Raw genomic sequence first — 17,779 nt, 5'->3', positions numbered from 1 at the left:
ACCATCCCTAACTTTGATTTAAACCGGCGAAACGGCGGATAACACCGCGGGCAGTCGTTCAACAAAGTCGCATGGCATCCTAAAAATTTGTTTGAAATCAAGCCTGTAGCGAATCATGCTGGATGTATGAACAGGCTTAACAGATCCGACAAACCCGACTGGGTCCCTCCCAGGTCCGCCAGGCTGCTGGATCAGGTGCGCGAACGGGTTCGCTACCTGCATTGCAGCCTACAGATCGAAAAGGTTTACGTCTACTGGGCCAAGGCGTTTGTGTTCTGGGCCGCCCGCAGCGGCGACGAATTCCGGCACCCACGCGACATGGGACAGCCCGAAGTGGAGGGTTTTCTGATCATGCTGGCGACCGAAAAGCAGGTGGCGCCGGCCACACACCGGCAGGCATTGAATGCGCTGTTGTTCCTGTATCGGCAGGTGCTGGGTATGGATCTGCCGTGGCTGCAGCAGATCGGCCGCCCTCCCGAGCGCAAACGCATACCGGTGGTGCTGACGGTGCAGGAGTTGCTGGGGCATGCCGACGTGTCAACCACCAGGATCTACACACATGTGCTGCAGGTGGCGGCCGGGGGCACGGTCAGCCCGCTGGATGCTCTGGCGTCGACGCTAGCCCTGCACGCCTGACCCCTGCGCCACCGCAAACCCGGCGCGAGAGTCCACGCGGGATAATCGCCGCTTCCTCCCGCAGCCCGACCCGGACACCCCCATGAGCTTTGCCCCCCTGCAGAACGACACCTTCCTGCGCGCCTGCCTGCGCCAAGCCACCGACCACACGCCGGTGTGGCTGATGCGCCAGGCCGGGCGCTACCTGCCCGAGTACTGCGCCACGCGCGCCAAGGCGGGTTCGTTCATGGGGCTGGCGACGAACGTGGACTACGCGACCGAGGTGACGCTGCAGCCGCTGGAGCGATACGCGCTGGACGCGGCGATCCTGTTCTCCGACATCCTGACCGTGCCGGACGCGATGGGCCTGGGCCTGTCGTTCGCGCAGGGCGAGGGCCCGAAGTTCGCGCGCAACGTGCGCACCGAGGCCGACGTGGCGACGCTGGCCGTGCCGGACATGGACAAGCTGCGCTACGTGTTCGACGCAGTCACCAGCATCCGCAAGGCGCTGAACGGCCGGGTGCCGCTGATCGGCTTCTCGGGCAGCCCCTGGACGCTGGCCTGCTACATGGTGGAGGGCGGCGGTTCGGACGACTACCGCGCCGTCAAGAGCCTGATGTACAGCCGCCCGGACCTGATGCACCGCATCCTGGCCATCAACGCCGATTCGGTGGCGGCGTACCTGAACGCGCAGATCGACGCCGGCGCACAGGCGGTGATGATTTTTGACAGCTGGGGCGGTGTGCTGGCCGACGGCAAGTTCCAGGAGTTCTCCCTGGCGTACACCAAGCGCGTGCTGGCGCAGCTCAAGCGCACGGACAGCTCGGGCGCGACGATCCCGAGCATCGTGTTCACCAAGGGCGGTGGGCTGTGGCTTCAGGATATGAAGGGTCTGGACTGCGAGGCGCTGGGTCTGGACTGGACGGTGAACCTCGCCAAGGCCCGCGCGGCCGTGGGCGACAGCAAGGCCTTGCAGGGCAACATCGACCCGAACGTGCTGTTCGCGCCGCCGGAGGCGATCGAGCGCGAGGTGGCGGCGGTGCTGGAGAGTTTCGGCACACCGCACCAGGGCGCGGGCACGGGCCCCACGCACATCTTCAACCTGGGCCACGGCATCAGCCAGTTCACCCCGCCAGAGAACGTGAAGGTGCTGGTGGACGCGGTGCACGCGCATTCGAAGCGCCTGCGTGCGCAGTCTTAAGACTCCATCGGCCTGGAAGCCGCGCCGGGCCTAGCGGAGCGCCGCCGTGGCCCCGTGTCAAGCCACCCGGCGCAAATTTTTCTGAAAAACAGCGCTTGACAGGCCTTGGTTATGCACAAATTTTTTGCTGCGGTGCGGAAGGTACATTGCATCACCATCGCCCACTACCCCGGAGGGGTTAGTTTTGCAAGCCATTGATTTCATTGGGTTTTGTGGTTTGCCGTTTTTCCGGGCAGTTTAAGAAAGCCCTTGATTTACAAGGGCTCCCGAGCGCAAAAACACACCTATCAACAAAGTTATCCACAGAAATTCTGGAAAGCTGTGGAAGCCATGACAAATCAATGACTTACCCGGCTTTTCGACAGTTCAACTGAGGAAAAAGCGCCAAATATGCCTACTTGGTCCAGCGTGGTCGTTGCGACCCCGGCCCACAGCGGTCTGGGGCCAGCGCTGAGCTACCGAAGTGAGTTGTCGCTCGCGCCGGGAACGCTGGTGCGTGTGCCGCTGGGCGCGCGCGAGGTGCTGGGCGTGGTCTGGGGCGGGCCGGACGAACCGCCGCCGGGGCTGGACCCGGCGCAGGCGAAGTCGGTGATCGGGGCACTGGAAGGGCTGGCGCCGCTGAGCGCCGCCTGGCAACAACTGGTCACATTTGCGGCGCGCTACTACCAGCGCAGCCTGGGCGAGGTGGCGCTGGCGGCGCTGCCGCCGCAGCTGCGCGAGCTGGACGCGGTGCAGCTGGCGCGGCGGCTCAAGCGCCGGGCCAAGGCTGCGGCGCCAGCAGACCAGGCCGAGGCCGCCGCGGCGGCGGTGCCACCGGCCAGCGAGGAACAGGCGGCGGTGCTGGCCGCCTTGCCGACGGCGACCGAGCCGGTGCTGCTCTACGGCGCCACCGGCAGCGGCAAGACCGAGGTCTACCTGCGCGCGACCGAGGACGCGCTGGCGCAGGCCGCGCCCGACGGCGAACCGCCGACCCAGGTGCTGGTGATGGTGCCGGAGATCAACCTCACGCCGCAGCTCGAAGCCCGCTTCCGCGAGCGTTTTGCCCCGCTGTACGGCGAGGGCGCGGTGGTGTCCATGCACAGCGGCATGACGCCGGCACAGCGGCTGGGCAGCTGGCTGGCGGCGCACAGCGGGCAGGCGCGCATCGTGCTGGGCACGCGCATGGCGGTGTTCGCGTCCATGCCCGGGCTACGCCTGATCGTGGTCGACGAAGAACACGACCCCAGCTACAAGAGCCAGGACGGTGCGCGCTATTCGGCGCGCGACCTGGCGGTGTACCGCGCCAAGGTGGAGAGCGAGACGCTGGCGGCCAAAGGCCAGCGCTGCCAGGTGATCCTGGGTTCGGCCACGCCCTCTCTGGAGAGCTGGCACGCGGCGGACCAGGGGCGTTACAAGCGGCTGGAGATGCCGGCGCGTATCGGCGGCGGCGCCCTGCCCCGGCTGCGGCTGGTGGACATGAACCACCAGCCCAAGGGCGCGAGCATTGCGCCGCCGCTGCTGGCGGCGATGGAGGCGCGCATCGCGCGTGGCGAGCAGTGCCTGGTGCTGCTCAACCGCCGCGGCTACGCGCCGGTGCTCTCGTGCGACGCCTGCGCCTGGAAAAGCCAGTGCCCGCACTGCAGCGCCTTCCGCGTGTTCCACAAGCTCGACCGCACGCTGCGCTGCCACCACTGCGGCTTCAGCTCACGCGTGCCGCGGTCCTGCCCGGACTGCGGCAACCTGGACATCGCGCCCGTGGGCCGCGGCACAGAGCAGATCGAGGAACAGCTGGCCGGCCTGCTTTCGGACGTCAAGCGACCCGACGGACAGACGGCCAAGGTGGCGCGCATGGACGCCGACACCACGCGGCTCAAGGGCAGCCTGGAGCAGCAGCTGGCCGCTCTGCACAGCGGCGAGGTGGACGTGCTGGTGGGCACGCAGATGGTGGCCAAGGGCCACGACTTCCGGCGCATCACCCTGGTCGCCAGCGTGAACGCCGACGCTGCCCTGTTCGCCAGCGACTACCGCGCGCCCGAGCGCCTGTTCGCGCTGCTGATGCAGGCGGCGGGCCGGGCCGGGCGCGACGCGGCGCAGGCCGGCGCCAGCGAGATGTGGTTGCAGACCTGGCACCCGGAGCACGCGCTGTTCGCATCCCTGCGCAAATACGACTTCCCCGGCTTTGCCGCCGCCCAGCTGGCCGAGCGCGAGGCCGCAGGCATGCCGCCCTTCGGCGCCCAGGCGCTGCTGCGCGCCGACGCGCGCACGCAGGAGGCGGCCCAGGCCTTCCTCAACGCCGCCGCCGAAGCCGCGGCCAGCCTGCCGTACCGCGACGAGGTGACGCTCTACCCGGCGGTGCCGCTGACCATCCAGCGCGTGGCGAACGTCGAGCGCGCGCAGCTGCTGGTGGAAAGCGCCTCGCGCGCGGCGCTGCAGCGCTTCCTCGCGGCCTGGCAGCCGCTGCTGCTGGACGGCCGCAGCGTGCCGGGCGCGCGTGGCCTGATCCGCTTCGCGGTGGACGTGGACCCCTTGTCGATATGACGCCCCACGCTCCGCCGCTGCGCGGGTCGCGGCCCCCTACACTGGGCCGATGGATCTGATGCGTTCTGCGGCGCTGGGCGCCATCCGTCTCTATCAGCGCTGGCTCTCGCCCCACAAGGGTTTTGCCTGTGCGTACCGCGTGCACACGGGCCGCTGCAGCTGTTCGCAGCTCGGTTTCCGCGCCATCCGCCGCTTCGGCGTGGCCGGGGGCTGGCACCTGCTGCGGCAGCGCACGGCGCTGTGCGGGGTGGCCCACCGCCGGCTCAGCCCGTTGCCGCGCCGCCCGCCGGCGCGCGAGCGGGGCGACTGCGACCTGGGCTGCGACTTCGACTTTCTGCCGGGCAAGGGCCTGGACCTCTGGGACATCTTCAGCTGCTGCGATGTGGGCAGCTGCGACTGGGGCAGCGACAGGAAGAAAAAGCGCCAGCAGGAGCGGCACGTCCACATCCCGCCCTACGCGGATCTGGGGCAGCGCCGCCGGCGCGGCGACGGCGCGGCCCGTTAGGGCGCCAGGGTCCGCGTCAGGAAGTGGCCGTTCGGGATGCGCGCGGCGGTGAAGAACTCGGCCTCGGGCACGCCGTCGATCAGGTGGCGCAGGCAGCGCACCACGAAGCCGTGCGAGACCAGCAGCACGGTCTGGCCCGCGTGCCGTTCGCGCAGGCGCTGCAGGCCGCGTGCCACGCGCCCGACCACATCCCGTGTGGGCTCGGCGCCGGGCGGCTCCAGGTCCCAGCGGTAGGCGGCGTTGCGCGCCGCGAGTTCGGGGAACTGCGCCGCGGCCTCGGCTTCGGTCAGGCCGTCGAACACGCCGAAGTCGCGTTCGCGGAAGTCGGCGTCAAAGGCGATGGGCAGGCCCAGCCGGGCGGCGGCGGGTTCGGCGGTCTGGCGCGCGCGCTGCATCGGCGAGGCGACGATGGCCCCGATGCCGGCCGGCAGCTCGTCCGCCAGGCGCTGCGCCTGGGCGAGGCCGGCGGCGTTCAGAGGGGCGTCGATGCGCCCCTGCCAGCGCTCTGCGCTGTTCAGATCGGTCTCTCCGTGGCGGGCCAGCAGCAGGGTCAGGTGGGTCATGCGGCAGCATACCCGTCCGGGTGCAGGCGCCTCTCAGCCGGACACCGTGGCGACCAGATCGCGGATCTTGAACGGCTTGAGCAGCAGCCGCCGGATGCGCAGTTCCTTGAGCCGCGCGGCCATGGTGGCGTCGATGCCGGCGGCCGTCATGGCCACGGGCATGCCGGCCGGGCAGGCGAACGATCCCTCGCGCAGCTGGGTGAGCAGGTCCAGACCCGATCCACCGTCCGACAGGGACAGGACGCCGGCCTGCAGCGAATCGTCCTGCAGACACTTCAGCGCCAGGTCGCAGCTGCCCGCCTGGACCACGTCGGCCAGCTGGAGGTCGCGGCAGACGGACACCACCGTCCCCCGGACCAGACCGTCCGGTTCGACCAGCAGGATGCGCGGCAACCGGCGGGCCCCGATCACGGTTGGCATGGGGCGGCCTCCTGGCGGAGCATCTCTTCCACCACGAGGTCTCGCAGGGACCCCAGGATGGACAGGTCCACCGGGTCCATCTGGCGCGGCCGGGTGTCCATCACGCACAGGGTCCCAAGCGCCGCGCCATAGGGCATGCGCAGCACGGCCCCTGCGTAGAAGCGGATCCAGGGCTTGTTGATCACCAGCGGGTTGTCGTGGAAGCGTTCGTCCTTCAGCGCGTCCGGGATCACCAGGATGTTGCGCTCCAGGATGGCGTGGCCGCAGAAGGAGATGTCCCTCGGCGTCTCACGCTCCTCGATGCCGAAGTTCGACTTGAACCACTGCCGGTCCCGGTCCACCAGGGAGACCAGGGCCATGGGCATGTCGAACTCCCGCATGGCGAACTGCGTGATGCGGTCGAACCGCTCTTCCGCGGGCGTGTCGAGGATGAGCAGCTTGCGCAGCGCCTTCAGGCGCTGGCTGTCGTACTCGGGAATCGGGGCCAGGATCATGGTTGCGCTTCCGGGGTGGATTGCACCCTTTCCGGCGTTTTCGGCCGCAACGGCCGAAAACTTGAACCACGACCCCGCCCCTACTGCCTCAGCGCGTGAAGGTCTGCGGCGCCGCCGCGCCCATGTCGCCGCCCGGCAGCGCCAGCGTGCTCAGCGGCTTGAGATCGGCCGCGTCGTACACCGCCAGGTTGTTCCAGGTGCCTCCCAGGTACACCTTGCTGCCGTCCCGGTTCATCGAGACCGTGTAGTGCGAGTGCGGGATCTCGGCGGCCTTGAGCAGCTTCTTCTGCTTGATGTCGTACTTGGCGAGCCGGTTGAGCACGCCGTACATCAGGCTCGGGTCCTTGGGCGAGCGCACGCCGGTGAAGTAGATCTCGGTGAAGGGCCCGAAGTCGCGGGTCTCGGTCTTGCCGGTCTTGAGGTTGACGTTGAAGTAGCCGTAGATCCAGTCGGCCGTGGCCGGGTCGTCGGTCTTGCCCTTGAACTTCGCCGTGGTGTAGAGGATGGTGAAGTCGTCGTTGGCGTTGCGCAGCGGCCAGACGCTCAGCACGTCGGGCTGGGCATAGCGCGCGCGCTTCCAGTTGCGCGAGGGGATGGCGACGGTCTTCTCGCCGGTCTCGGGGTTGAACTTGTAGATGTCGGGCCCGACCATGTAGAGCGAGCCGTCGTGGCCGGTGGCCATCACCGTCACCTGGCGCGGCGCGGGCAGGGTGCGCAGCGGCTTGGCGCCCTCGCCGGCCAGCGCGTCGTAGACCGCCAGGCGCGGCTCGCCGACGCGGTAGTGGTCGGCGTTGAGCGTGGTCGGCGTCTGGATGACGTAGAGCTGCTTGCTGTCGTTGCTCAGCGAGAGCGCGAACAGCGCCTTGGCGCGCTCCTCGGGCTTCTGCGACATCTTGGCGCGGAACACCAGCTTGCAGCTGTCCAGCGCGATGCCGTGCACCTCGTCGAAGCGGTTGGTGATGAGGTAGGCCGTGGCCTTGTCTGGCGACATGACCAGGGTGGCGGGGCCAACCGAGCCGGGCACGGCGCAGGTCTTGTAAAGGCTGTCGGTCTTGAGGTCGACGACGTGCAGGTTGTCGGGGTAGTTGCCGACCACCAGGTACTCGTCGCCCGGGACCAGGGGCTTATCGGTGTTGAGCGGCGCAGCGTGCACGGCGGCGGGCAAAGCGGCGGCCAGCGCGAGGGCCTGCCACGCGGGGGCAAAGGTCTTGTTCATGCGGGTTCTCCGGTGGCGGGTCACTCGTTGGGGAAGACGGAGCCGAGGTTGCGCCAGTCGTCCCTGGTGCTGGCGGTCTGCTTGCCCCAGTCCGGGTAGGTGTTCATGGTGTCCGGCACCTGGGCCGGCCACCAGCAGGGGTCGGCGCAGCCGTAGAGGTCGGACTCCATCGGCTGGCACAGCGAGGCGACGCCGCCGAAGGCGTCTACTTCCCAGCCGGGGTCGAAGGTGGCGGTGCAGCCGGCCACGCTCTGCATGGCGACCACGTCTTCCACTTGGTTCTGTTCGGCCGCCTGGTCCAGCAGCTGGGCCTTCTGGTTGATGGCTTGGAGGTGTTTCATGTCAGTGCACCTTTCGCGGTGAGATGAAGCGGTCGATGAAGGACGGGTTCTTGGCCATGATTTCGCTGTAGACGCCGATGCCGAAGTCGACCCAGTCGCGCATGAGTTCGCAGTAGTGGTAGGTCGGGTGGATCGGGTCCTGGTAGCGGGCGTAGCTCTCGTGGTAGCAGCCGCCGGCGCAGAAGTTGCGGATGCGGCAGGTCTCGCAGCCGGTGCCGGTGCGGTCCAGCCGCTGGTCGAGGAACGCGCCCAGGGCCTCTTTCTCGATGCCGGTCTTGACGTCGCCGAAGGTCGGCAGCGAGGAGCCGGTGAAGCGGTGGCAGAGGTTGAGGCCGCCCTCGTGGTCCACCGCCAGCATCTTCAGCCCCGCGCCGCAGGGCAGCGCCTTGCGCTGGCCTTCGTGCAGGTCGGTGATGAGCTGGTGCAGGTTGGAGAAACCGGTGGTGCGGCCCTGCAGCGCTTCGGCGAGGTAGCGCTCACCGAGACGCTTGAAGCCGGCGAAGACCTCGTGCAACTCTTCCACCGAGAGGTTGAAGGTGTCGATATCGCCCGAGGTGACGGGCGCGAAACCGACCTCCGCAAAGCCCAGTTCGTTGAACAGGTGGTCCCAGATGCGCTCGACCTCGGTGGTGCCGTGGGTGAGCGTGACGCGAGCGCCGATGGGCCGCGCGTGGTAGCGGGCCAGCAGCTTGCGCGCCTTGTCGCTGACCGTGCGGTAGGTGCCCTTGCCGCCCACCGTGCGCCGGTTGCGGTCGTGGATCGCCTCGGGGCCGTCCATGCTGATCGAGAGGCCGAAGCGGTGCTCGTCCAGCCAGTCGACGATCTCGTCGGTCAGCAGCGTGGCGTTGGTGGTCATGACGAAGTCCACCTGCTTGCCCAGCTGGGCGAAGCGCGCCTCGCAGTATTCGACCACCGCACGGATCAGCTTGAGGTTGGACAGCGGCTCGCCGCCGAAGAACACCACGGAAAAGCGCTTCTCGTTGGGCGACTCGGCCAGCATCAGCTCGATCGACTGCTTCGCGGTCTCCAGCGACATGCGCCGCCCTTTGTCGGGCGTGTCGAGGTCTTCCTTGTAGCAGTAGGTGCAGCTGAGGTTGCAGCCGGTGTTGACGTTCAGCACCACGGTGTTGATCGCCAGGTTGCCCACCGTGGTGACCGGCTTGGCGGCGGGCGCGGGGCGGCCGTCGCTCAGCAGGTCCAGCGTCAGCAGCTCGCCGACGGTCTCGCGCAGGTCCTGCTCGTCGAACCGGCCGCGCAGTTGCTGCACCAGCTGGTCGGCCGAGAGGGATTCGGCGCGCACCCGCTCCAGCACGGTGTCGGTCATCTCGTCGATGCCGTACAGCGCGTTGGTCGGGATGTGCAGCATCATCGTGCGCTCGCCCACCCGCACCTTGTGCAGGTTGTGTTCGCGCAGGCTCAGGATCTCACTCATGTTGTGCTCCTTGTGGTGTGCGCTCAGGGCAGCGGCGGGTTGTTCCAGCGCTGCACGGTCACGATGAAGTGGCCCTTGCCGGTCAGCGTCTTCTTGCCTTCGGTTACCGTCGCCACCGCGTTGAGGTTGCCGGCGTTGTTGGTGCTCATGCGGCGCTTGGGGTTGGGGCCCGCGCCGGCCGGGGTGAAGACGCCGGTGTCGGCGTCCATCAGGCCGGCGAACTCGGCGTCGCGGTCTTCCTTGGCCACCTCGTTGAAGGGCTCGACCGACCACTTGGCGGGCACCGGGCCGATGGCCCAGTCGTCCTTGGTGCCCTTCTTGCCGTCGCGCCCAACCGAGTGGGCGATGGCCTCGAAGCGGCCCTGCACCACCGGCGTCGATCCGCCGTTGCCGCCGATGCGGCCGACCGCGTACTCGGGCGCCACCTTCACATAGTCGATGCGGTCGTACACCGCCAGCGGGCTGCTGGCCGCGCCCACCTGCAGCGCCTTCACGCCCTTGGCTGCGGACTTCGCCGCGCTCACCTTGAGCACCAGCTGGTTCGCATCGCGCGAGACCGTCTCGGCCACGCTCAGGCCCTTGGGCAGCTTCACCTCGCCGTCGAGCCCGGTGCCGACGATGCGCAGCGTGGCCGTCTCGCCAGCGCGGATGAGCGCCGGCTGCACCGCCAGCACCACCGCGCCCTTGTCCTGCCGCGCCGCGTTCAGGTCACCGCCGCTGGCGTCCTGCTCGCGCTCGTACATGCGGCCGCTGGCGCGGTCACCGTCCAGCGCCATCACCTGGCGCATCTTCACGCCGCCCACGTCGAGGTCGGCGCGCCATTCGTAGCCGGTGTAGACCAGGGCCGCGCCGCTGCCCTTGAGCGGGCTGCCGTCGGCCCAGCTGCCGTCCAGCTCCACCGCGTAGCGGTCGGCCGAGCTGCCTGCGGCTACCGTCATCACGCCCGCGTAGTCGCCCTTGCCGGGCCAGCGGCCGGCCACCGTCCAGCGGCCCACCGGGCTCACCGGCGCACTGGCCTTCCATTCGTCCCAGGCCTTGGACTCGTAGGGGTAGGTCTTGGCGAGGTAGGGCACCATCTCTTTCAGCGCAATGCCCAGCCAGTCGCGGTCGCGGCCGCCGGCCTGGTACTCGGTGGTCGGGAACTGGCCGAGGTGGAAATGCACCAGGTGCTCCCACTCGGCCATCGGGCGCCGTTGCAGCTCCACGCGGGCGCCGGAGTGGCAGCGCGCGCACATCTGGCCAAACAACTCGTTCTTGTGCTGCTCGATGGTGTTCAGGCGCCGCTCCATCGCGAAGCGCGCGCCTTGCGTTTCCGATGGCGCCAGGCCCTGCGTGTCGGCCAGGTGCTTCACCACGGTGCGCACCTCCTCGGGCGAGAGCTGCGCGCCGTGCATGGTGCGCATGCGCGTGACGGTCATCAGCCAGCTCTCTGGCGATTTGCGCTGCTGCAGGCGGTTGACCTGGTCGCCCACCTTGGTGTGGCAGGCGACGCACTTGCTGTTGATGATCTCCTGCGCAGTGGCGGCGCCCGCAGCCGGCGTTGCCGCCAGCCACGCCAGCGCCGCGCCCAGCGGCAGCAGCGACCTGAGTGTCTGTTTCCAGTTCATGGGGGTTCTCTCCTCGCAAAGTCACCGCCTTCGTGGCGGCGTGCGATTCACTGTAGGGAGATTCCCGATGGCGCCGTATCCACTTTTGGCAAACGCTTGCGCACCTGCCCGGCGGCATGTTTTTTGCACCGCAGCACAGGCGCGCACCACCCGTGTGCAGATCCCGCCCCACGAATTGCGAGTCGCCCCATGAACCGCTTCCTAGGTCCCAGCATCCCGCGCAACGCCACCGCCGACGTGGTGGACGTGCGCGTGAGCGACACGCACGACGCCGACGAACAGGCCGCCTGCCTGACCGACTGGGGCCAGTGCTACGAGCAGATGAGCCACGGCAGCTTCGACGGCCACTTCGAGAGCTACCGCTTCGACGGCATCGAGATCTTCCGGGAAGACACCAACCAGGTGGTGCAGCAGTACGGCCAGCCGCAGGCCGGCACCATGACGCTGGCGACGCTGCTGGACACCAGCGACGACGGGCGCTTCTGCGGCACCCAGGTCACCCCCGCGCACTACTTCTTCCTGCGCGGCGGCAAGGAGTTCCACTTCCGCACGCCGCAGCGCCTGACCCTGGCCGCGGTGACGATGGACATGGAGCGTTTTGCCGCCTACTGCCAGCGCGTGGGCGAGCTGCCACCGCCCGGCGCCTGCGTGGACAACGGCCTGATCCGCAAGGGGGCGCAGGACGAGCTGGGCGGCGTACTCACCAGCCTGATGCAGAGCCTGCGCCATTCGCCCGACAGGCTGCGCCACGACACGCTGCGCCGCTGCCTGGCCGAAGGCCTGCAAAGCACCGTGCTGGGCCTGTGCGGTCCGACCGAAAACACCAGCAAGGATCTGACCGCCTGCACGCGCCAGTACGTGGTGAACAAGGCACGCGACTACATGCGCGAACACGTGGACGAGCCGATCACCGTGAGCGACCTGTGCGCGCACATCCGCGTCTCGCGCCGCACGCTGCAGTACTCGTTCCAGGACGTGCTGGGCACCAACCCGGCGCGCTACCTGCGCAACATGCGCCTGAACGGCGCGCGGCGCGAGATCCGCCGCCAGACCGACGAGCGCGCGCCGGTGGCCGACATCGCGGCGCGCTGGGGCTTCTGGCACCCCTCGCGGTTTGCGTCGGAATACAAGTCGCTGTTCGGCGAGCTGCCCTCGGCCACGCTCAAGGCCGCGGTGAAGCACTGACCGGCCGCCGGTCGCGGCCCCTACAGCCCGCCTTGCGCGCGCAACCAGCGCAGCGCAGCCTGCGCCCGCGGCACCGAGCCACCCAGCAGCGGCGCCAGCGCCTCCACTTCGCGCCCCGGCGCGGCCTGCGCGGCGCGCCACAGCGGCGCCACCTCGACCCCGTCCACATGCCAGATGCCCAGCGGCTGGTCCGTGGTGACCAGCACCTCGGCCAGGCGGATGCGGTCGCGGTCGACCACCGGCCGTTCTTCGATGTGCGGTGGCACGTGGCCCGCCGCCCCATGCGCCGGCAGCGCGTCGGGCCAGGCGCGGCGTGCGGCCCAGAATGGCTCGCCGGCCCAGCGCGCCTCCTGCGCGTAGAAGTCGCGGCCGATGCGCGCGAAGCGATGGAACAGGCCCTGCACCCGCTCGGTGTGGAAACGCCGCGCGTGCGGCGCGTCGGCCGGGTGGTTCAGCAGGGTGTGCACCACCATCGGCGCCTGCAGCGCGGACGAGAGCGACTGGAAGATGCCGTTGCCCGAGAGCGGGTCGGCCGCCATGGCCGCGTCTCCCACGCGCAGCCAGTTCTCCGCACACACCTCGGGCGCAAGCACGGCGCCGCTGGTGCGCGCCAGCGCGTGCACCTCGGCTGCCGCGGTATCCAGAAATGGCAAGGCCGCGTCGACCGCTGCCAGCCGTTCTCGGATGAAGGCCCCGAGTTGTACGCGCGGCGGCAGCTCCACCGCCGACGGATCGACCGTGAGCTGCAGCGCGACGGCGCCCGTGGGCAGCCGCGCACACCAGGCCCAGCCGCCTGGCAGGCTTTCCACCGCCGAGCCCGCCTCGCCACCCGCCGCGCCCTGGCCGCGCCAGAGCAGGGCCACGGTCTCGGGCCCGCGGACGACGCCCTGCGGCGGGTGCGGCGCGAGCCGGCCGCGCGCCTCGACCACGAAACGCGCGCGCAGGGTCTGCGACTGCGCATCGCCGGGACGCTGGACCTGCAGCGTGTGGCCTTGGTCACCGTGCTCGCCAGGCGTCCAGCGCATCACGCGCGCGGCCAGGCACTCGACGCCGTGGTCTTGCTGCTCCTGCCACAAAAGCCGGTCGAAGGCGGCGCGGTCGACCAGGCGTTCGCTGTTGAGCGCGGTGGTCTGGCCGGCCCAGGTGGCAAGGCGCGGCGACGGTTCGGCGATGGCCGCCAGCGCCGCTTCGATGCCGACACCGCTCAGCCCCGCCACCACGCGCTCGGACACGCCCTCGATGGCGTCGAAGGCGCGCGGCACGCCGACCACTGTCACAGCATGGCCCAGCCGCCGCAGGCCCAGCGCCACGGCCGCACCGGCCGGGCCGGCGCCCAGCACCACGATGCCGCGTTCGATCCGCGTCACCGCGTTCTCCGCTCAGGGCCGTGGAAGGCGGCACTATCGACCAGCGCCTGCCAGACCGCATCGCGCGTGGGCGCTACACCCGCCGCCAGCAGCGCGGCCACGCGCCCGCTCAGGTGCGCGCAGCCCAGGCTCGCGCCGGCGTGGGCCCGGTCGCCATCGGGCGGCAGCACGCAGGCGCCGAAGTCGGCGTGGGGCAGCCCCAGTGCCGAGTGCTGGCCGGCTGCGCAGCGCGCATCGCCCATGGCGCGGATCGCGCCCGGGTAGGCGGCCGGGAACACCGGCCCGCCGCGTGCGGGCGTGGACGCGACCAGCAAACAGCCACTCGCCACGGCGCGCTCGCAGGCGGTGCGCAAGGCCGGGTAATCCTGCTGCACGCCCAGGCTGAGGTTGATGAGCGCAACGCCCTCGCCCACCAGCCAGTCCACCGCGCGCGCCACCGTGCCCATGTCGGTGCGCAGCGCCTCGCCGAACACCTGCGCGACCACGAAGCGGGCGTCGGGCGCTTGTGCGGCCATCGCCTGCAGGGTGCGCGTGCCGTGGCCCAGGCGGTCCTGCGCGTTGCCACCGCCGGCCACGAAGCTGCGCGCCGCGAGCACCCGGTCCTGCAGCGCCAGCGGCCAGCCGCTGTCGACCACGCCGACCCGCACCGGTTCAGCCATGCGCACCCTCCGCGCCCACCTGCGTCTGCACTTCGATGCGCCCGCCGGCCAGGTGCAGCCGCATCGAACAGCCTGCCCAGGCGCTGGGCCGGTGGCTGACGATCAGCCGCGTGCGGCCGGCAAAGCAAGTGTCGATCTGCGCCAGGATCTGCGCCTCCATGGCCTCGTCCACGGCAGAGGTGGCCTCGTCCAGCACCAGCACGGCAGGGTCCTGCAGCAGCGCGCGCGCGATGGCGATGCGCTGGCGCTGGCCGCCCGAGAGCGTCTGGCCGCGCTCGCCGACCGTGGTGTGCAACCCCTCCGGCAGCGCGGCGATCCACTCGCCCAGCCCCGCGCGCTGCGCCGCCTGCGCCACCGCCGCGTCGTCGGCGTTCGGGCAGGCGTAGCGCAGGTTTTCCAGCAGCGGCGCGCGGAACAGCACGATGTCCTGGCTCACCACCGCCACCGCGCGGCGCAGGTCTGCCAATGCCAGCTGGCGCAGGTCGATGCCGTCGAGCAGGACCGCGCCGGCCTGCGGGTCGTGGTGGCGCAGCAGCAGGTCGATCAGCGTGCTCTTGCCTGCGCCCGAGGCGCCGGTCAGGGCCACGCAGGCTCCGGCCGGGATCAGCGCGCTCGCGCCGGTCAGCACCGGCTCGCCGCCACCCGCGTGCGCGAACACCACCGCCTCCAGCCGCAGCTCGCCCCGCAGCGGCGACGGCAGCGCCCGCGGCTCGGCCGGGTCGCTCACGGCCACCGGCTCGTCGCGCAGCTCGGCCACGCGCTCCAGGCTCACGCGCACCTTCTGCAGCCCCACGTACCAGCCCAGCAGGCTGTTGACCGGCCCGCTGGCCATGCCCAGGTAGGTCGAGAACGCGACCAGCGAGCCCAGCGCCCACTGGCCGTCGATGACCCAGGCGCCGCCGATCAGGAATGCCAGCGCGCGCGTCCAGGCGGTGAGCTGGCCGGGCACGGCGTGGGTGGCGAACTCGATGATCTGCAGCCGCAGCAGCGACGACAGGTAACCCGCGTGCAGCCCGTCCAGCCGCTGCGCCTCGCGCGCCTCCTGCCGGCTGGCCTGCACGAACTTGAGCGCCGGCAGCACCTCGACGAAGAAGCTGGACACATCGCCCGAGCGCTCGCGCAGTGCGCGTGTGCCGTCCGCCACGCGCGGGCGCATGCGCCGCAGCCACCACCACTCCAGCGGCAGCAGCAGCGCCACCAGCAGGGTCAGTTCCCACGACAGCCAGAGCATCCAGCCCACCGCGCCCACCAGCCCCAGCAGGTTGGACAACACGGCGAACAGGCTGTCGACCGCGAAGCGCTGGATCTCGGCCATGTCGCCGTCCAGCCGCGACATCACGTCCCCCGTGCGGCGCCGCGCCCAGAACGACGGTGAGAGCCGCTGCAGGTGCGCGAACAGGTCGTGCCGCAGGTCGAACAGCACCGCGGCCGAGAGCTTCGTGTGCAGGTAGCGGTTGAGGCCGGCCAGCAGCGTGGCCGCCAGCCCGGCCAGCAGCATGAAGAGCGCGGTGGTCCAGAGCACCTCGTGGCTGCGCGCGATCAGGCCGTCGTCGATCAGCCGCTTGACCAGCAGCGGCTGCAGCAGCACCAGGGCCGAGGCGATGACCGAAAGCGCCATCACGCTCGCCATGGCGCGCGCGCGCGGCCGCACGAAACCGAGCAGCCACGCCCAGTGCCGGCGCTCGCCCTCCGGGCGCCGCCGAGCCAGCAAGGGAACGAGCAGGCCGAACATGCGGGCATGGTGGCACAGGAGCGCCACGGCCCCAAGGTGCGTGTGGCGGGCGGGCCGCAGGCCGCCACGATTGCCAAAAGTGGCTACCGCAGCGCGCGGCTTGTCGGCCAAGGTGACGCGCCAGCCGAAGTTCCGGGATGACAATGTCCTTCGGCCGTCCAGCACCAAAAACAGGAGACAACACCATGAGCGCTGTCCGCGACTTTCTGGCCGCACGCGACTTCCTGCTGCAGCACCGCAGCGACTACGCCACCGCGTACCAGGGCTTCCGCTGGCCACGCATGGAGCACTTCAACTGGGCACTGGACTACTTCGACGCCATGGCCGAGGGCAATCACCAGCCCGCGCTCTGGATCGTCGAGGAAGACGGCCGCGAGGCCCGGCTGAGCTTCGCCGAGCTCTCGGCGCGATCCAGCCGCGTGGCCAACTGGCTGCGCGAACAGGGGGTGCGGCGCGGCGACCGCATCCTCCTCATGCTGGGCAACGAGGTGCCGCTGTGGGAGACCATGCTCGCCGCGTTCAAGCTGGGCGCGGTGGTGATCCCGGCGACCACGCTGCTGACGCCGGACGACCTGCTGGACCGGCTGGAGCGCGGCCAGGTCCGGCACGTCGTGGTCGGCGCGGCCCACACCGCCAAGTTCGACCCGCTGCCGGGCGGCTTCGGCCGCATCGCCGTGGGCGGCGCCCCCGCGGGCTGGAAGGCCTTCGAGGACGCGGCGGCGGCGTCCGACCGCTTCACCCCGGACGGCGCGACGCACGTCGACGACCCGCTGCTGCTGTACTTCACCTCGGGCACCACCTCCAAGCCCAAGCTGGTGCTGCACACCCACCAGTCCTACCCGGTCGGCCACCTGTCCACGATGTACTGGATCGGCCTGCAGCCCCACGACCGCCACATGAACATCTCGTCGCCGGGCTGGGCCAAGCACGCCTGGAGCTGCTTCTTCGCGCCCTGGAACGCGGGCGCCTGCGTGTTCCTCTACAACTACAGCCGCTTCAACGCCGCAGCCCTGCTCGATGTGCTGGTGAAGTACGAGGTGACCACGCTGTGCGCGCCGCCGACGGTGTGGCGCATGCTGATCCAGCAGGACCTGGCCGCGGTCAAGACCCGGCTGCGCGAGCTGATCGGCGCCGGCGAGCCGCTGAACCCGGAGGTGATCGACCAGGTGCAGAAGGCCTGGGGCATCACCATCCGCGACGGCTTCGGCCAGACCGAGACGACGGCGCAGATCGGCAACCCGCCCGGCCAGCCGGTCAAGCCCGGCTCCATGGGCCGCCCGCTGCCGGGCTACACCGTGGCGCTGCTGGACGTCGACGACCGGCCCGCGCGCGAGGGCGAGGTGGCGCTGGTGCTGGGTGAGCAGCGGCCCCTGGGCCTGATGGTTGGCTACGCCGGTGATGCCGGCAAGACCGCCGAGGCCACCCGCGCCGGCCACTACCGCACCGGCGATGTCGCCAGCGTCGACGACGAGGGCTACATCACCTACGTCGGTCGCGCCGACGATGTGTTCAAGTCCTCCGACTACCGCATCAGCCCCTTCGAGCTGGAGAGCGTGCTGATCGAGCACCCGGCGGTGGCCGAAGCGGCGGTGGTGCCCAGCCCCGACCCGGTGCGCCTGTCGGTGCCCAAGGCGGTGGTGGTCCTGGTCGGCGGCCAGCAGCCCAGCCCCGAGCTGGCGCGCGACATCTTCGCCTTCACCCGCGAGCGGCTGGCGCCGTACAAGCGCATCCGCCGCCTGTCCTTCGCCGACCTGCCCAAAACCATCTCGGGCAAGATCCGCCGCGTCGAGCTGCGCCGCGCTGAACAGGCTCGCGGCGTGGACGAGCGCCTGCCGGACGAGTTCTTCGACCGCGACTTCCCCGAGCTCAAGGACTGATCCACCCAAAAAAATGCCCCCGGGGTCCTGGGCGGACACCGGGGGCCC

General features: G+C 70.1%; 16 protein-coding genes. 6 read left to right on the top strand and 10 right to left on the bottom strand.

Annotated elements, in window-relative coordinates:
• The first annotated feature begins 126 nt into the window (after positions 1–126).
• The 4 genes from HFL01S_RS23035 (at position 127) to yidD (ending at position 4,838) form a co-directional block, all read left to right on the top strand.
• The gene (locus tag HFL01S_RS23035) at positions 127–636 is read left to right on the top strand and encodes a phage integrase N-terminal SAM-like domain-containing protein (protein ID WP_084383590.1); all 510 of its coding nucleotides are present in this window, start codon (positions 127–129) and stop codon (positions 634–636) included.
• Between the two features lie 82 nt (positions 637–718).
• The gene (hemE, locus tag HFL01S_RS23030) at positions 719–1,816 is read left to right on the top strand and encodes a uroporphyrinogen decarboxylase (RefSeq protein ID WP_066263280.1); all 1,098 of its coding nucleotides are present in this window, start codon (positions 719–721) and stop codon (positions 1,814–1,816) included.
• A gap of 390 nt (positions 1,817–2,206) precedes the next feature.
• On the top strand, positions 2,207–4,333 hold the full coding sequence (gene priA, locus HFL01S_RS23025) for a replication restart helicase PriA (protein WP_066263278.1): 2,127 nt from the start codon (positions 2,207–2,209) through the stop codon (positions 4,331–4,333).
• A 58-nt stretch (positions 4,334–4,391) separates the two neighbouring features.
• On the top strand, positions 4,392–4,838 hold the full coding sequence (yidD, locus tag HFL01S_RS23020) for a membrane protein insertion efficiency factor YidD (RefSeq protein WP_169802371.1): 447 nt from the start codon (positions 4,392–4,394) through the stop codon (positions 4,836–4,838).
• Here yidD and HFL01S_RS23015 read toward each other — a convergent pair.
• The 7 genes from HFL01S_RS23015 to peaA form a co-directional block, all read right to left on the bottom strand.
• Positions 4,835–5,401, bottom strand: coding sequence for a histidine phosphatase family protein (locus HFL01S_RS23015; protein WP_066263273.1), 567 nt, complete (start codon positions 5,399–5,401; stop codon positions 4,835–4,837). The genes yidD and HFL01S_RS23015 overlap by 4 nt on opposite strands.
• 33 nt (positions 5,402–5,434) lie before the next feature.
• Positions 5,435–5,821: a response regulator gene (locus HFL01S_RS23010; RefSeq protein ID WP_084383589.1), complete on the bottom strand. Its 387-nt coding sequence runs from the start codon at positions 5,819–5,821 to the stop codon at positions 5,435–5,437.
• Entirely contained in the window at positions 5,809–6,315 is a 507-nt protein-coding gene (locus tag HFL01S_RS23005; protein ID WP_066263271.1) for a GAF domain-containing protein, read from the bottom strand. The genes HFL01S_RS23010 and HFL01S_RS23005 overlap by 13 nt, the downstream gene beginning before the upstream one ends.
• An 88-nt stretch (positions 6,316–6,403) precedes the next feature.
• On the bottom strand, positions 6,404–7,531 hold the full coding sequence (gene peaD, locus HFL01S_RS23000; RefSeq protein WP_066263268.1) for a quinohemoprotein amine dehydrogenase subunit beta: 1,128 nt from the start codon (positions 7,529–7,531) through the stop codon (positions 6,404–6,406).
• 20 nt (positions 7,532–7,551) lie between these two features.
• Positions 7,552–7,872: a quinohemoprotein amine dehydrogenase subunit gamma gene (gene qhpC, locus HFL01S_RS22995; protein WP_066263262.1), complete on the bottom strand. Its 321-nt coding sequence runs from the start codon at positions 7,870–7,872 to the stop codon at positions 7,552–7,554.
• Position 7,873: 1 nt separating this feature from the next.
• The gene (gene peaB / locus HFL01S_RS22990) at positions 7,874–9,304 is read right to left on the bottom strand and encodes a quinohemoprotein amine dehydrogenase maturation protein (RefSeq protein WP_066263260.1); all 1,431 of its coding nucleotides are present in this window, start codon (positions 9,302–9,304) and stop codon (positions 7,874–7,876) included.
• Between the two features lie 23 nt (positions 9,305–9,327).
• Positions 9,328–10,911 (bottom strand): quinohemoprotein amine dehydrogenase subunit alpha, encoded by a 1,584-nt coding sequence (gene peaA, locus HFL01S_RS22985; RefSeq protein ID WP_066263258.1) that lies wholly within the window; start codon positions 10,909–10,911, stop codon positions 9,328–9,330.
• Between the two features lie 189 nt (positions 10,912–11,100).
• On the opposite strand from peaA, the gene HFL01S_RS22980 reads away from it, so the two are divergent.
• Positions 11,101–12,096 carry a helix-turn-helix domain-containing protein gene (locus HFL01S_RS22980; RefSeq protein ID WP_084383588.1) on the top strand — a complete coding sequence of 332 codons (996 nt, stop codon included), beginning with the start codon at positions 11,101–11,103 and terminating at the stop codon, positions 12,094–12,096.
• A gap of 20 nt (positions 12,097–12,116) precedes the next feature.
• Here the strand turns inward: HFL01S_RS22980 and qhpG are convergent, their stop codons facing one another.
• The 3 genes from qhpG to HFL01S_RS22965 are packed head-to-tail and all read right to left on the bottom strand — an operon-like array spanning position 12,117 to position 15,854.
• Complete coding sequence (qhpG, locus tag HFL01S_RS22975) at positions 12,117–13,463, bottom strand: flavin-dependent monooxygenase QhpG (protein ID WP_218008665.1); 1,347 nt, start codon at positions 13,461–13,463, stop codon at positions 12,117–12,119.
• The gene (gene qhpE, locus HFL01S_RS22970; protein WP_066263255.1) at positions 13,460–14,122 is read right to left on the bottom strand and encodes a subtilisin-like serine protease QhpE; all 663 of its coding nucleotides are present in this window, start codon (positions 14,120–14,122) and stop codon (positions 13,460–13,462) included. The genes qhpG and qhpE overlap by 4 nt, the downstream gene beginning before the upstream one ends.
• On the bottom strand, positions 14,115–15,854 hold the full coding sequence (locus tag HFL01S_RS22965) for an ABC transporter ATP-binding protein (RefSeq protein ID WP_157539056.1): 1,740 nt from the start codon (positions 15,852–15,854) through the stop codon (positions 14,115–14,117). Before HFL01S_RS22965 ends, qhpE begins: the two co-directional genes overlap by 8 nt.
• 185 nt (positions 15,855–16,039) lie before the next feature.
• Here HFL01S_RS22965 and HFL01S_RS22960 point away from each other — a divergent pair, with 185 nt between their 5' ends.
• Complete coding sequence (locus tag HFL01S_RS22960) at positions 16,040–17,731, top strand: AMP-binding protein (protein WP_066263254.1); 1,692 nt, start codon at positions 16,040–16,042, stop codon at positions 17,729–17,731.
• The last annotated feature ends 48 nt before the right edge of the window (positions 17,732–17,779 follow it).

The organism is Hydrogenophaga flava NBRC 102514, assembly GCF_001571145.1.
GTDB classification, from domain to species: Bacteria; Pseudomonadota; Gammaproteobacteria; order Burkholderiales; family Burkholderiaceae_C; genus Hydrogenophaga; species Hydrogenophaga flava.
This window is presented reverse-complemented; position numbering and strand designations above follow the sequence as displayed.